Below are 14910 nucleotides of genomic sequence, written 5' to 3'. Positions count from 1 at the left end.
ACGAAGGTAGCCGGTTCCCCGTACCCTCGGACGCCATGAGCGAGAGCCCCGACCGTACGCCGCTCCCGCGGAGCTTCTTCGACCGCCCCGTCCTGGAGGTCGCCCCCGATCTTCTGGGCCGCACGCTGGTACGCAACTCCCCGGACGGCCGCATCGAGCTCCGCCTCACCGAGGTGGAGGCGTACGCCGGCGCGATCGACCCCGGCTCCCACGCTTTCCGCGGCCGCACGGCGCGGAACGCCGTCATGTTCGGCCCGCCCGGACACGCGTACGTCTACTTCACCTACGGCATGTGGCACTGCCTCAACCTGGTGTGCGGCCCCGAGGGCGAGGCGAGCGGAGTACTGCTCCGAGCGGGTGAAATCCTGACCGGCGCCGAACAGGCCCGGAAGCGACGCCTTTCGGCCCGTTACGACTCCGAGCTCGCGAAGGGCCCGGCCCGCCTGGCCACCGCCCTCGACATCGCCCGCACCCTCAACGGCACCGACGCCTGTGCCGGCCCCGACTCCCCGCTCACCGTCCTCACCGGCACCCCACCCACCCCCGACCTGGTCCGCAACGGCCCCCGCACCGGAGTGGGCGGCGACGGCGCCCCGCACCCCTGGCGCTTCTGGATCGACGGCGACCACACGGTCAGCCCGTACCGGGCCCACGCGCCGCGCAAGCGCCGTCCCGAGTCGCCTTGACTCGGGCGCCACAGATGCGTAATGTGGCCCGAGCCGCTTGAGACGGGAAGTGCTAACTGAAGCCTCTCGGGAGCGGCCATCCACTCCTTACAACGATCTCCCACCGGGGCTCATTTCGGCGTGCCGAAATTTGTTTCGAAAGGCTCGATTATGAGTCGCCAGGGAAATCCGCTAACGTAGTGGACACGCCGGAAGGCCTCGAAAACGAAAGTAATCGGGACCGGAAAGCGCCGAGGAAATCGGATCGGAAAGATCTGATAGAGTCGGAAACGAAGGAAGCGCCCGGAGGAAAGCCCGCGAGGGTGAGTACAAAGGAAGCGTCCGCACCTTGAGAACTCAACAGCGTGCCAAAAATCAACGCCAGATTAGTTGATACCCCGTCCATCTTCGGATGGTCGAGGTTCCTTTGAAAAAGTCCTTCCGCGAGGAAGGCGCACAGCGAGGACGCTGTGAACAGTCGGCCACATTCCGGCATGACTGTTCCGCTCAACGCGAGTGTAGCGCCGGATTACCGGTAAACATTCACGGAGAGTTTGATCCTGGCTCAGGACGAACGCTGGCGGCGTGCTTAACACATGCAAGTCGAACGATGAAGCCCTTCGGGGTGGATTAGTGGCGAACGGGTGAGTAACACGTGGGCAATCTGCCCTTCACTCTGGGACAAGCCCTGGAAACGGGGTCTAATACCGGATACGAGTCTCGAGGGCATCTTCGAGACTGGAAAGCTCCGGCGGTGAAGGATGAGCCCGCGGCCTATCAGCTTGTTGGTGAGGTAACGGCTCACCAAGGCGACGACGGGTAGCCGGCCTGAGAGGGCGACCGGCCACACTGGGACTGAGACACGGCCCAGACTCCTACGGGAGGCAGCAGTGGGGAATATTGCACAATGGGCGAAAGCCTGATGCAGCGACGCCGCGTGAGGGATGACGGCCTTCGGGTTGTAAACCTCTTTCAGCAGGGAAGAAGCGAAAGTGACGGTACCTGCAGAAGAAGCGCCGGCTAACTACGTGCCAGCAGCCGCGGTAATACGTAGGGCGCAAGCGTTGTCCGGAATTATTGGGCGTAAAGAGCTCGTAGGCGGCTTGTCACGTCGGGTGTGAAAGCCCGGGGCTTAACCCCGGGTCTGCATCCGATACGGGCAGGCTAGAGTGTGGTAGGGGAGATCGGAATTCCTGGTGTAGCGGTGAAATGCGCAGATATCAGGAGGAACACCGGTGGCGAAGGCGGATCTCTGGGCCATTACTGACGCTGAGGAGCGAAAGCGTGGGGAGCGAACAGGATTAGATACCCTGGTAGTCCACGCCGTAAACGTTGGGAACTAGGTGTTGGCGACATTCCACGTCGTCGGTGCCGCAGCTAACGCATTAAGTTCCCCGCCTGGGGAGTACGGCCGCAAGGCTAAAACTCAAAGGAATTGACGGGGGCCCGCACAAGCAGCGGAGCATGTGGCTTAATTCGACGCAACGCGAAGAACCTTACCAAGGCTTGACATATACCGGAAACATCCAGAGATGGGTGCCCCCTTGTGGTCGGTATACAGGTGGTGCATGGCTGTCGTCAGCTCGTGTCGTGAGATGTTGGGTTAAGTCCCGCAACGAGCGCAACCCTTGTCCTGTGTTGCCAGCATGCCCTTCGGGGTGATGGGGACTCACAGGAGACCGCCGGGGTCAACTCGGAGGAAGGTGGGGACGACGTCAAGTCATCATGCCCCTTATGTCTTGGGCTGCACACGTGCTACAATGGCCGGTACAAAGAGCTGCGATGCCGTGAGGCGGAGCGAATCTCAAAAAGCCGGTCTCAGTTCGGATTGGGGTCTGCAACTCGACCCCATGAAGTCGGAGTTGCTAGTAATCGCAGATCAGCATTGCTGCGGTGAATACGTTCCCGGGCCTTGTACACACCGCCCGTCACGTCACGAAAGTCGGTAACACCCGAAGCCGGTGGCCCAACCCCTTGTGGGAGGGAGCTGTCGAAGGTGGGACTGGCGATTGGGACGAAGTCGTAACAAGGTAGCCGTACCGGAAGGTGCGGCTGGATCACCTCCTTTCTAAGGAGCACAGTACCGATTGCGAGCAAACGTCTCGCACGGTCAGCTCATGGGTGGAACGTTGATTAGTTGGCGTGAGTGGCCTGATGGTCTTCCTAGTACTGCTTCGGCGTGGAACGGAACGGCACGGACGGTGCTCACGCTTGGCACGTTGTTGGGTATCTGAGGGTACGGCCGAAAGGTCTTGCCTTCGCGATGCCGGCCCCAGTGAACTCGCCACGTAGTGGTGGGGTGATGGGTGGCTGGTCGTTGCTTGAGAACTACACAGTGGACGCGAGCATCTGTGGCCAAGTTTTTAAGGGCGCACGGTGGATGCCTTGGCACCAGGAACCGATGAAGGACGTGGGAGGCCACGATAGTCCCCGGGGAGCCGTCAACCAGGCTTTGATCCGGGGGTTTCCGAATGGGGAAACCCGGCAGTCGTCATGGGCTGTCACCCATGCCTGAACACATAGGGCATGTGGAGGGAACGAGGGGAAGTGAAACATCTCAGTACCCTCAGGAAGAGAAAACAACCGTGATTCCGGGAGTAGTGGCGAGCGAAACCGGATGAGGCCAAACCGTATGCGTGTGAGACCCGGCAGGGGTTGCGCATGCGGGGTTGTGGGATCTCTCTTCTGTCGTCTGCCGGCGACAGGACGAGTCAGAAACCGTTGATGTAGTCGAAGGACATGCGAAAGGTCCGGCGTAGAGGGTAAGACCCCCGTAGACGAAACATTAGCGGCTCGTTTGAGAGACACCCAAGTAGCACGGGGCCCGAGAAATCCCGTGTGAATCTGGCGGGACCACCCGCTAAGCCTAAATATTCCCTGGTGACCGATAGCGGATAGTACCGTGAGGGAATGGTGAAAAGTACCGCGGGAGCGGAGTGAAATAGTACCTGAAACCGTGTGCCTACAAGCCGTGGGAGCGTCGGATACAAGCTTGCTTGTATCTCGTGACTGCGTGCCTTTTGAAGAATGAGCCTGCGAGTTTGCGGTGTGTTGCGAGGTTAACCCGTGTGGGGAAGCCGTAGCGAAAGCGAGTCCGAACAGGGCGATTCAGTAGCACGCTCAAGACCCGAAGCGGAGTGATCTAGCCATGGGCAGGTTGAAGCGGAGGTAAGACTTCGTGGAGGACCGAACCCACCAGGGTTGAAAACCTGGGGGATGACCTGTGGTTAGGGGTGAAAGGCCAATCAAACTCCGTGATAGCTGGTTCTCCCCGAAATGCATTTAGGTGCAGCGTCGTGTGTTTCTTGCCGGAGGTAGAGCACTGGATAGGCGATGGGCCCTACCGGGTTACTGACCTTAGCCAAACTCCGAATGCCGGTAAGTGAGAGCACGGCAGTGAGACTGTGGGGGATAAGCTCCATGGTCGAGAGGGAAACAGCCCAGAGCATCGACTAAGGCCCCTAAGCGTACGCTAAGTGGGAAAGGATGTGGAGTCGCAGAGACAACCAGGAGGTTGGCTTAGAAGCAGCCACCCTTGAAAGAGTGCGTAATAGCTCACTGGTCAAGTGATTCCGCGCCGACAATGTAGCGGGGCTCAAGCGTACCGCCGAAGTCGTGTCATTGCAGCATGAGGGCCAACGCCCGCTGTGATGGGTAGGGGAGCGTCGTGTGCCGGGTGAAGCAGCCGCGGAAGCGAGTTGTGGACGGTTCACGAGTGAGAATGCAGGCATGAGTAGCGATACACACGTGAGAAACGTGTGCGCCGATTGACTAAGGGTTCCTGGGTCAAGCTGATCTGCCCAGGGTAAGTCGGGACCTAAGGCGAGGCCGACAGGCGTAGTCGATGGACAACCGGTTGATATTCCGGTACCCGCTTTGAAACGCCCAATATCGAGCCCATTAATGCTAAGCCCGTGAAGCCGTTCCGGACCCTTCGGGGAATGGAAAGTGGTGGAGCCGGCGAACCAAGGTGGTAGTAGGTAAGCGATGGGGTGACGCAGGAAGGTAGTCCAGCCCGGGCGGTGGTTGTCCCGGGGTAAGGGTGTAGGCCGTGTGGTAGGCAAATCCGTCACACGTTAAGGCTGAGACCTGATGCCGAGCCGATTGTGGTGAAGTGGATGATCCTATGCTGTCGAGAAAAGCCTCTAGCGAGTTTCATGGCGGCCCGTACCCTAAACCGACTCAGGTGGTCAGGTAGAGAATACCGAGGCGTTCGGGTGAACTATGGTTAAGGAACTCGGCAAAATGCCCCCGTAACTTCGGGAGAAGGGGGGCCACACCTGGTGATCGGATTTACTCCGTGAGCTGGGGGTGGCCGCAGAGACCAGCGAGAAGCGACTGTTTACTAAAAACACAGGTCCGTGCGAAGCCGTAAGGCGATGTATACGGACTGACGCCTGCCCGGTGCTGGAACGTTAAGGGGACCGGTTAGTGACCTTTCGGGGTTGCGAAGCTGAGAACTTAAGCGCCAGTAAACGGCGGTGGTAACTATAACCATCCTAAGGTAGCGAAATTCCTTGTCGGGTAAGTTCCGACCTGCACGAATGGCGTAACGACTTCTCGACTGTCTCAACCATAGGCCCGGTGAAATTGCACTACGAGTAAAGATGCTCGTTTCGCGCAGAAGGACGGAAAGACCCCGGGACCTTTACTACAGTTTGATATTGGTGTTCGGTTCGGCTTGTGTAGGATAGGTGGGAGACTGTGAAGCGGCCACGCCAGTGGTTGTGGAGTCGTCGTTGAAATACCACTCTGGTCGTGCTGGATGTCTAACCTCGGTCCGTGATCCGGATCAGGGACAGTGTCTGATGGGTAGTTTAACTGGGGCGGTTGCCTCCCAAAGGGTAACGGAGGCGCCCAAAGGTTCCCTCAGCCTGGTTGGCAATCAGGTGTTGAGTGTAAGTGCACAAGGGAGCTTGACTGTGAGACCGACGGGTCGAGCAGGGACGAAAGTCGGGACTAGTGATCCGGCGGTGGCTTGTGGAAGCGCCGTCGCTCAACGGATAAAAGGTACCCCGGGGATAACAGGCTGATCTTCCCCAAGAGTCCATATCGACGGGATGGTTTGGCACCTCGATGTCGGCTCGTCGCATCCTGGGGCTGGAGTCGGTCCCAAGGGTTGGGCTGTTCGCCCATTAAAGCGGTACGCGAGCTGGGTTTAGAACGTCGTGAGACAGTTCGGTCCCTATCCTCTGTGCGCGCAGGAATATTGAGAAGGGCTGTCCCTAGTACGAGAGGACCGGGACGGACGAACCTCTGGTGTGCCAGTTGTTCTGCCAAGGGCATGGCTGGTTGGCTACGTTCGGGAGGGATAACCGCTGAAAGCATCTAAGCGGGAAGCCTGCTTCGAGATGAGTATTCCCACCTCCTTGAGAGGGTAAGGCTCCCAGTAGACGACTGGGTTGATAGGCCGGATGTGGAAGCCCAGTAATGGGTGGAGCTGACCGGTACTAATAGGCCGAGGGCTTGTCCTCAGTTGCTCGCGTCCACTGTGTTAGTTCTGAAGCAACGAACGGTTGCTGGTTTCTAGAGCTAGAACACAACTACAGAGTGTGCTTGTTCGCTCGAAACCGATAGGGTTTCGGTGGTCATAGCGTTAGGGAAACGCCCGGTTACATTCCGAACCCGGAAGCTAAGCCTTTCAGCGCCGATGGTACTGCAGGGGGGACCCTGTGGGAGAGTAGGACGCCGCCGAACAATCTTTCAGGACCCCTGGTCCCAGCGTTCACGCTGGGACCAGGGGTCCTTTTGTTTTTCCTTGTATTTGTTGAAAGCGCGGTGCGGTGCCGGCTGCGCGAGAATGACTGCAGTACCCGAAGACAGGAGTCACGTCGATGTCCACCAACTCTCCCGACGATCGTCCGGAGCGCGAGCCGCGTCGCCGGGACGGTGGCGAGCGGGGCGGCTTCCGTGGGCCGCGCCGTGACGACAACCGTGGCGGTGGCGGCGGCGGTTACCGCGGCCGCGACGACCGTCCCTCGTACCGTCGCGACGACCGGCGGGATGACCGCCGTGACGACCGCCGCGACGACAACCGTGGTGGCGGCTTCCGCCGCGACGACCGGCGTGACGACCGCCGGGACGACCGTCCGTCGTACCGCCGCGACGACCGCCCCTCGTACGGCCGTGACGACCGGCGCGATGACAACCGTGGCGGTGGCGGCGGCGGTTACCGCGGCCGCGACGACCGTCCCCCGTTCCGTCGCGACGACCGTCGTGATGACAACCGTGGCGGTGGGTTCCGTCGCGATCAGCGTCGTGACGAGCGTCCGTCCTCGTTCCGTCGGGATGACCGGCGTGATGACCGTCGGGATGACAACCGCGGTGGTGGGTTCCGTCGGGACGACCGTCGTGACGAGCGTCCGTCCTCGTTCCGTCGTGACGACCGTCGGGACGATCGTCGTGATGACAACCGTGGTGGCGGCTTCCGCCGTGACGACAACCGCAGCGGTGGCTTCCGTCGCGATGAGCGTCGCGACGAGCGTCCGTCCTCGTTCCGTCGTGACGACCGTCGTGATGACCGTCGTGATGACAACCGCGGTGGCGGTTTCCGCCGCGACGACCGCCGTGACGAGCGTCCGTCCTCGTTCCGTCGTGACGACCGTCGGGACGACAACCGCGGTGGCGGCTTCCGCCGCGACGACAACCGCGGTGGTGGGTTCCGTCGGGATGAGCGTCGCGACGACCGGCCTTCGTACGACCGTCGGGACGACCGGCGCGACGAGCGGCCCCGTGGGCCGCGGCGTGAGGACGACCGGCGTGGGGGCGGTGGGTTCCGTGGGCGGGACGACCGTCGGGACGACCGTGGGCGTGGGCCGCGTCGGGACGACCGGGGTGGCTACGGGCGCCGTGACGACCGGGGCGACCGCGGTGACCGTGGGGACCGCGCGCCGCTGAAGCGGCTGCCGATCCCGCCGGAGGTCACCGGTGAGGAGATCGACCCGGACGTGCGGCAGGAGCTCATGAGCCTGCCCAAGGGGCTGGCCGACGACGTCGCCCGTAACCTCGTCATGGTCGCCCAGCTGATCGACGAGGACCCGGAGAAGGCCTACGGCTACTCCCGGGTCGCACTGCGGCTCGCCTCCCGCGTCGCCGCCGTCCGCGAGGCGGCCGGCTTCGCCGCGTACGCCACGCAGAAGTACGCCGAGGCGCTGGCCGAGTTCCGTGCCGCGCGGCGGATGACCGGCAGTGTCGAGCTGTGGCCCGTCATGGCGGACTGCGAGCGCGGCCTCGGCCGTCCGGAGCGGGCGCTCGCCATGGCCGGCGAGCCCGAGGTGCAGAAGCTGGACCGGGCCGGGCAGGTCGAGATGCGGCTCGTGGCCGCCGGCGCCCGCCGGGACATGGGGCAGCTGGACGCCGCCATCGTGACCCTGCAGAGCCCCGAGCTGGCGTCGAACGCCAACCACCCGTGGACCGCCCGCCTGCGCTATGCGTACGCGGACGCCCTGCTGGCCGCCGGCCGGGAGAACGAGGCGCGCGAGTGGTTCGCGAAGGCGCTTGAGGCCGACAAGGACGGTTCCACCGACGCCTCCGACCGGCTCGCCGAGCTGGACGGGGTCGAGTTCGTCGACGCCTTCGACGACGAGGACGAGGACAACAGCGAGGAGAGCGGCGCGTCCGCGGACCTCGACGACTCCGCCGACGAGGGCACGGACGAGGACGAGGACGACGAGGACGTCGACAAGGACTGACGTCCTGCCCACCGATGTATGAAGGGCGGCACCCCAGCGGGGGTGCCGCCCTTCTGCGTTCGTGTGTCAGTCGAGGGCCAGGCTGCGCAGTACCAGGCCGGTGGCCGGCTTCGGGCCGAACGAGGTCGACTTGCGGGGCATGGTGACGCCCTGGCGGGCCAGGTCCCGGACGACCTCCTCCTTCACCGGGTGCATGAGGACCGCCGTACCGCCGCGGCGTTCGGCCTGGTCTACGGCGGCCTCGGTGTCATGGATGTAGGCGATGTCCTCGGGGGCGTCCGGGATGCGCCAGACGTGGTCGAGGAGCGTCGAGTGCAGCACGGTCGCGTCCAGCGTGCGCCAGGCCTCGGGGCGGTCGGCGCGGACCGTGCGGGCAAGGAGCTCCGGGTCCGGGCGGTCGAGGAGGTGGAAGGCGCCGTCGCCGGCGAGGACGAAGGCGTTGCCCTCGGCGGTCGCCGCGGCCAGGGCCTCCAGGGCGGCGGACAGCGGGCCGTCCAGGCGCGTCACGCGGAAGGCGTCGCCGACGGCGGCGAGCGCGTCGGCGACCGGGAGGCGGTTGAGGAGCCGGTGGATGGCGCGGACCCGGAGCGGGTAGCGGGCGGTGTCGACGAGCAGGACCAGGCCGTGGTTCCACGGACCGGGCACGGTGTGCTCCTCGCGCAGCCGCAGATACGTCGCCCAGCGGTGGTGCCCGTCGGCGATGAGGGCCTGGTGGCGGGCGAGTTCGGTGGCCACGGCGGTCAGGTCGGCCGGGTTGGTGACGGCCCACAGGCGGTGCTGGAAGCCGTCCTCGGTGGTGGTGGCGAGCAGCGGCTCGCGCTCGACGACCCGGTCGACGACTGCGCCCGCGCCGTCCCCGTCGCCGCGGTAGGTGAGGAGCAGCGGCTCCAGGTTGGCGCCCGTCGTGCGCATGAGGGCGGCGCGGTCCTCGACGACGTGCGGCATGACGTCCTCGTGCGGCAGCACGATGCCCTCGGTGGGGGTGGAGAGTTCGAGGGCACCGATGAGGCCGCGCTGCAGGATGCCGTCGCCGCGCTGCTCGTACACGTACAGCGCGGGGTCGGGGTCCGGGGCGAGGATGCCGTCGGCGAGCCAGCGGTCGAGGGTGACGGCGGCCTTGCGGTGACGGGTGCCGGCGGTGATGGCCTGCGGGAGGATCAGCCGGACGATGTTGTGGGGGTCGGCGGACTCGAGCTCGAGCAGTCCGTCGGGCCGTACGACGACGTCGTACGGCGGGGAGGTCACGGCGGCGAGGCTGCCGACCCGTTCGGGGACGTACCGGAGGCCCCGGAAGGGGCTCAGGCGGAGACCGGGGGCGCGGACGTCGTCGGCCGCGTGACCTGAGGTGTTCATCTCGTCATCGTAGGCGGTGGGGGGATGAGCGATGATCGGGGAGCGGGGATTTCCGCCCCGGCGGCGTGAGGAGTGCATGACATGACGGAATTCGGCCAGGGACGGCAGGGCAGGGTCCGGCCGGACGGCAGCGAGCGCCCGTTGAGCGAGGCGTACGACACGGCGCTGCTCGACCTGGACGGCGTCGTGTACTACGCGGGCGGCGGTGCGGTCCCGTACGCGGTGGAGGCGCTGGGGACGGCTCGGGCGGGCGGGATGCATCTGGCGTACGTCACCAACAACGCGCTGCGGCCGCCGGACGTCGTCGCCGCGCACCTGACCGAACTCGGGGTGCCGGCCGAGCCGGCGGACGTGATCACCTCGGCGCAGGCGGTGGCCCGGCTGGTCGCCGACGAGATGCCGCCCGGCGCGCGGATCCTGCTGATCGGTGGCGAGGGGCTGCGGGTGGCGCTGCGCGAGCGCGGCCTGGTGCCGGTGGAGTCGCTCGACGACGACCCGGTGGCGGTGGTGCAGGGGTACGGCGGTCCCGATCTGCCGTGGGGGCGGTTCGCGGAGGCGAGTTACGCGGTGGGGCGCGGGCTGCCCTGGTACGCGTCGAACACCGACCTGACGATCCCGAGCGCCCGGGGCATCGGGCCGGGCAACGGGGCCGCCGTGGAGGTCGTCCGGATCGCGACGGGCGCGGAGCCGAAGGTCGCGGGCAAGCCGTTGCCGCCGATGCACCGCGAGACGGTGCTGCGGACGGGCGCCGAGCGGCCGCTGGTGGTCGGTGACCGGCTGGACACGGACATCGAGGGCGCGTTCAACGGCGGGGTGGACTCGCTGCTCGTGCTGACCGGGGTCACGGACGTGGCCCGGCTGCTCGCGGCGGTGCCGGAGCACCGGCCGACCTATGTGGCGGCGGATCTGCGCGGGCTGCTCGTGCCGCAGCCGGAGGTGACCGGGGACGCGGACGGCGGCTTCCGGTGCGGGGGTTGGACGGCCTCGGTGAGCGGGGGCGCGCTGCTCCTGGAGGGGGAGGGCGGCGGACTCGATTCGCTGGACCGGCTGGATCCGCTGGACGGCGTACGGGCGTTGTGCGCGGCGGCGTGGACGGAGGCGGGTGCCGGGGCGTGCGGGCTCGACGCGGGGAAGGCGCTGGGGAGGTTGGGGCTGGCGTAGGGGGTGCCGGGTGGCGGGGGAGCCCGGCGCGTACCGCTGGGCCTCGGCCCCTTCCCGTACCGGACCCCGTTCCGTACAGGAACCCGTTCCGTACAGGAACCCGTCCCGACCAGGGGATCGATCACCCATGGCAGGGTAGGCTAACCTAACCTCGTGTTGGTCGAGAGTCCCTCCCGTGCGAGCGCGGAGCCGACCGGCCCTGCCCAGCCACCGGCGCGCCGCACCTCGCTGCGCGCCGTCGGACTGGTCGCGGCCGTCGGGGTCCTGCTGCTGATCTGCGTCCTGAGCATCATGATCGGTGCCAAGCCGGTGCCGCTCGGCGACGTGTGGCACGGCCTGTTCCACAACAGCGGCATCCGCAACGACGTCGTCATCCACGACGTGCGCGTCCCCCGCACCCTCCTCGGCCTCCTGGTCGGCCTGGCCCTCGGGCTCTCCGGCGCCGTCATGCAGGGACTCACCCGCAACCCGCTCGCCGAGCCGGGACTCCTCGGCGTCAACGCGGGCGCCGCCGCCGCGGTGGTGTCCGCGATCGCCTTCCTCGGCGTCACCGACCCCGCCTCGTACGTGTGGTTCGCCTTCGTCGGCGCGGCCGTCGTCTCCGTCGTCGTGTACGTGCTCGGCGGCAGCCGCGGCGCCACGCCCGTGCGGCTCGCGCTCGCCGGCACCGCGGCCACCGCCGCCCTGTACGGCTACGTCAACGCCGTACAGCTGCTCAACTCCGCCGCCCTGGACCGGCTGCGCTTCTGGACCGTCGGCTCGCTCGCCGACGCCAACATGGACACCGTCCGCCGGGTCGCGCCCTTCATCCTCGTCGGCACCGTCCTGGCGCTGCTCATCTCCCGGCCGCTCAACGCCATGGAGCTGGGCGACGACACCGCCAAGGCGCTCGGCGCGCACCTCAACCGGACCCGGATCACCGCCATGGTGGCCGTGACGCTGCTGTGCGGCGCCGCGACCGCCGCCTGCGGGCCGATCGTGTTCGTCGGCCTGATGGTCCCGTACATGGTGCGGTCGATCACCGGCCCGGACATGCGCTGGATCCTGCCGTACGCGGCGGTCCTCTCGCCCGTCCTGCTGCTCGGCTCCGACGTCATCGGCCGGGTCGTCGCCCGCCCCGCCGAACTGCAGGTCGGCATCGTCACCGCGATCATCGGCGGGCCCGTCTTCATCCGTCTCGTCCGCCGCAAGAGGATGGCCCAGCTGTGAGCAGCACCAAGACCCTGCGGCGCCCGACGACGCGGACCCGGACGCTGCGGACCGGCGGCGGGCTCTCCGTACGGTACGAGCCGCGCGCCCTGTTCTCCGTCCTCGGCCTGGTCGTGGTCGCGCTCGCCGCGGCCGTCGTCCTCATCGGCAGCGGCGACTTCCCCGTCGCGCCCGGCGACGTCGTCTCGACCCTGCTCGGCGGCGGCACCGAGGTGCAGCAGATCGCGGTCCTGGACCTGCGGCTGCCGCGGGTGCTCGTCGCCGTGTTCGTCGGCGCCGCGCTCGGCATCGGCGGCGCCGTCTTCCAGTCGATCTCCCGCAACCCGCTCGGCAGCCCCGACGTCATCGGCTTCGGCCAGGGCTCCACGGTCGGCGCGCTCGTCGTCATCGTCCTCTTCCAGGGCAGCGCGATGGCCGCGGCCGGCGGCGCGATCGTCGGCGGCCTCGTCACCGGCGCCGTGATCTACCTGCTCGCCTGGAAGCGCGGTGTGCACGGCTACCGGCTGGTGCTCGTCGGCATCGGCGCCGCCGCCATGCTCACCGCCGTCATCCACTACCTCATCACCAAGGCCCAGCTGGTCGACGCGACCCGCGCGGTGGTGTGGATGACGGGGTCCCTGGACGGCCGGGACATGGCGCAGTTCTGGCCGCTGTTCGGCGTCAGCTGCGTGCTGCTGCCGCTCGTCCTCGGGCACGGACGGGCGTTGCGGATGCTGGAGATGGGCGACGACGCCGCGTACGCGCTCGGCGTGAAGGTCGAGCGGACCCGCATCGTCCTCATGGGCTCGGCGGTGCTGCTCGTGGCCGTCGCCACCGCCGCCGCGGGCCCCATCGTCTTCGTCTCGCTGAGCGCGCCCCAGCTGGCCCGCCGGCTCACCCGCTCGCCCGGCCCGAACCTGGCCGCCTCCGCGCTCATGGGCACCGCCCTGCTGCTGGTGGCCGACTGGACCGCCACCAACGCCTTCGGCGAGCGGCAGCTGCCCGTCGGCGTCGTCACCGGCGTCCTCGGCGGCTGCTACCTGCTGTGGCTGCTCGTCAGCGAGCGGAAGGCGGGCCGGATATGAGCGGGCCGGACATGACCATCGAGAACACCCACGGGACGACGCACAGGAGTCAGGGAATGAACGGGCAGCAGCCGACCGAGCAGGCCGGACAGGCACAGCAGCGGCTCAGCGCCGAGTCGGTCACGCTCGCCTACGACCAGCGGGTCATCGCCCGCGACCTCAGCGTCGCGATCCCCGACAACTCCTTCACGGTCATCGTCGGCCCCAACGCCTGTGGCAAGTCCACGCTGCTGCGCGCGCTGTCCCGGATGCTCAAGCCCACCGAGGGCCGGGTGCTGCTCGACGGGCAGACGATCCACTCCATGCCCGCGAAGAAGGTGGCCCGGACCCTGGGGCTGCTCCCGCAGTCCTCCATCGCGCCGGACGGCATCACCGTCGCCGACCTCGTCGCCCGCGGCCGCTACCCGCACCAGGGCCTGCTGCGGCAGTGGTCGCCCGAGGACGAGCGGATCGTGCAGGAGTCGATGACGGCGACGGGCGTGGCCGAGCTGGCCGAGCGGTACGTCGACGAGCTGTCCGGCGGGCAGCGGCAGCGCGTCTGGATCGCGATGGCGCTCGCCCAGCAGACCCCGCTGCTGCTCCTCGACGAGCCGACCACCTTCCTCGACATCCAGCACCAGATCGACGTCCTCGACCTGTGCGCCGAACTGCACGAGACCCAGGGCCGTACGCTCGTCGCCGTCCTCCACGACCTCAACCACGCGGCCCGGTACGCGACCCACCTCATCGCCTGCCGCGGCGGCGAGGTCGTCGCGGAGGGCCCGCCGCACGAGGTCGTCACCGCGGAGCTCGTCGAGCGGGTCTTCGGCCTGCGCTGCCAGGTCATCGAGGACCCGGAGACCGGCACCCCGCTGGTGATCCCGGCGGGCCGCAAGGCCCGCGCGGGCGCGGCGGGGCGGCGGGCGGCGCCGGCGGGCGTGACGGGCTGACGGCGGGCGCCCTGACGGGGTGCGCCGGCCCCCGTCTCGCGCTACAGCAGCGTGCGCAGCTTCAGCAGATCGCGGAAGCCCGCCTCCAGACCGATCCGGCCGGAGGCCCAGGCCTTCGCGAAGTTCAGCTCGCCGTCGACCATCGCCACCAGGTCGTCGCCCGTCATCCGCAGCCGGATCTGCGCCTTCGCGGGCGGCGGGCCCGCGACAGTGTCCTCGACCTCGATCCGGCCGGCGGCCAGGCGGCCGGTGAAGGTCTGGTCCAGGTCCGTGAGGTGGCAGCTGAGCGTGCGGTCGAGCGCGGCCGCGCCGCGCACCTCGCCGTCCGCGCGGGCCAGATTGTCGGAGAGTCTGTCGAGTGCGGCACGGCACTCCGTGATCGTTGCCATCGCGTCGACCGTACCCCAGCGCTTCGCGGTAGCGTCGGGGCATGAGCGACGCGTACCCGAACGCCGCCGGCGCGGCTCCGGAGGCCCTTGAGCAGGGCTCGGGCCAGGGCCCGGACACGGCCCCGGAGCAGGAGCCGGACGCGACCGACCCGTACGAGGCCGGGCCGGCCGGCGCCGGTCCGCGCGACGCCGGTTCGGACGGCATCGAACCGTACGACTCCGATCCGTACGAGGCCGCCGGGCCCGCCCCCCTCGGCGTCGTCCGTACCCCCACCGGCCGGCCCGCCGTCGACGCGCTGCTCGACCGGCTCGGCGACGCCGACCACCTCACGGCGGACGGACACCTCGACGTGTACGAGGATGTACACCGTGGGCTGCGCGCCGAGCTGACCTCGCTCGACGCACCGCAGGGCCCCGCACCCCGTCCGTACGACAACAGGAGCTGAACC

10 protein-coding genes and 3 rRNA genes are annotated in these 14910 nt (G+C 67.3%); 11 read left to right on the top strand and 2 right to left on the bottom strand.

Translation table 11 applies throughout. The features are described 5' to 3' along the window. The first annotated feature begins 35 nt into the window (after positions 1-35). The 6 genes from JAO84_RS07415 to JAO84_RS07390 all read left to right on the top strand — a co-directional run bounded on the left by JAO84_RS07415 (position 36) and on the right by JAO84_RS07390 (position 8356). Entirely contained in the window at positions 36-686 is a 651-nt protein-coding gene (locus JAO84_RS07415; RefSeq protein WP_370411495.1) for a DNA-3-methyladenine glycosylase, read from the top strand. 521 nt (positions 687-1207) lie between these two features. Beyond that, positions 1208-2733 (top strand): 16S ribosomal RNA (locus JAO84_RS07410). Between the two features lie 285 nt (positions 2734-3018). Beyond that, positions 3019-6139: ribosomal RNA gene (locus JAO84_RS07405) — 23S ribosomal RNA — on the top strand. A 106-nt stretch (positions 6140-6245) separates the two neighbouring features. After that, positions 6246-6362, top strand: a 5S ribosomal RNA gene (gene rrf / locus JAO84_RS07400). The 16S, 23S and 5S rRNA genes sit together here, the layout of an rRNA operon. 225 nt (positions 6363-6587) lie before the next feature. Then, positions 6588-7562 carry a hypothetical protein gene (locus JAO84_RS07395; RefSeq protein ID WP_370416959.1) on the top strand — a complete coding sequence of 325 codons (975 nt, stop codon included), beginning with the start codon at positions 6588-6590 and terminating at the stop codon, positions 7560-7562. Between the two features lie 5 nt (positions 7563-7567). Next, positions 7568-8356, top strand: coding sequence for a hypothetical protein (locus JAO84_RS07390; RefSeq protein WP_370416681.1), 789 nt, complete (start codon positions 7568-7570; stop codon positions 8354-8356). 66 nt (positions 8357-8422) lie between these two features. Here the strand turns inward: JAO84_RS07390 and JAO84_RS07385 are convergent, their stop codons facing one another. Further along, entirely contained in the window at positions 8423-9709 is a 1287-nt protein-coding gene (locus tag JAO84_RS07385; protein WP_370411493.1) for a DUF1015 domain-containing protein, read from the bottom strand. Between the two features lie 81 nt (positions 9710-9790). On the opposite strand from JAO84_RS07385, the gene JAO84_RS07380 reads away from it, so the two are divergent. The 4 genes from JAO84_RS07380 to JAO84_RS07365 all read left to right on the top strand — a co-directional run bounded on the left by JAO84_RS07380 (position 9791) and on the right by JAO84_RS07365 (position 14072). Beyond that, positions 9791-10870 carry an HAD hydrolase-like protein gene (locus JAO84_RS07380; protein ID WP_370411491.1) on the top strand — a complete coding sequence of 360 codons (1080 nt, stop codon included), beginning with the start codon at positions 9791-9793 and terminating at the stop codon, positions 10868-10870. Between the two features lie 153 nt (positions 10871-11023). After that, positions 11024-12079 carry an iron chelate uptake ABC transporter family permease subunit gene (locus JAO84_RS07375; protein WP_370411489.1) on the top strand — a complete coding sequence of 352 codons (1056 nt, stop codon included), beginning with the start codon at positions 11024-11026 and terminating at the stop codon, positions 12077-12079. Then, positions 12076-13143, top strand: coding sequence for an iron chelate uptake ABC transporter family permease subunit (locus tag JAO84_RS07370; protein WP_265865674.1), 1068 nt, complete (start codon positions 12076-12078; stop codon positions 13141-13143). The genes JAO84_RS07375 and JAO84_RS07370 overlap by 4 nt, the downstream gene beginning before the upstream one ends. Before the next feature lie 56 nt (positions 13144-13199). After that, positions 13200-14072 carry an ABC transporter ATP-binding protein gene (locus tag JAO84_RS07365; RefSeq protein WP_370411487.1) on the top strand — a complete coding sequence of 291 codons (873 nt, stop codon included), beginning with the start codon at positions 13200-13202 and terminating at the stop codon, positions 14070-14072. A gap of 41 nt (positions 14073-14113) precedes the next feature. Here the strand turns inward: JAO84_RS07365 and JAO84_RS07360 are convergent, their stop codons facing one another. After that, positions 14114-14461: an SCP2 sterol-binding domain-containing protein gene (locus JAO84_RS07360; protein WP_265865672.1), complete on the bottom strand. Its 348-nt coding sequence runs from the start codon at positions 14459-14461 to the stop codon at positions 14114-14116. 41 nt (positions 14462-14502) lie between these two features. Here JAO84_RS07360 and JAO84_RS07355 point away from each other — a divergent pair, with 41 nt between their 5' ends. Then, on the top strand, positions 14503-14907 hold the full coding sequence (locus JAO84_RS07355; protein WP_370411484.1) for a hypothetical protein: 405 nt from the start codon (positions 14503-14505) through the stop codon (positions 14905-14907). Positions 14908-14910: the final 3 nt, after the last annotated feature.

Origin of the sequence: Streptomyces fradiae, assembly GCF_041270065.1 — a bacterium.
GTDB lineage: Bacteria > Actinomycetota > Actinomycetes > Streptomycetales > Streptomycetaceae > Streptomyces.
The sequence above is the reverse complement of the archived record's forward strand: the minus strand, read 5'-3'. Positions and strand labels throughout refer to the sequence as shown.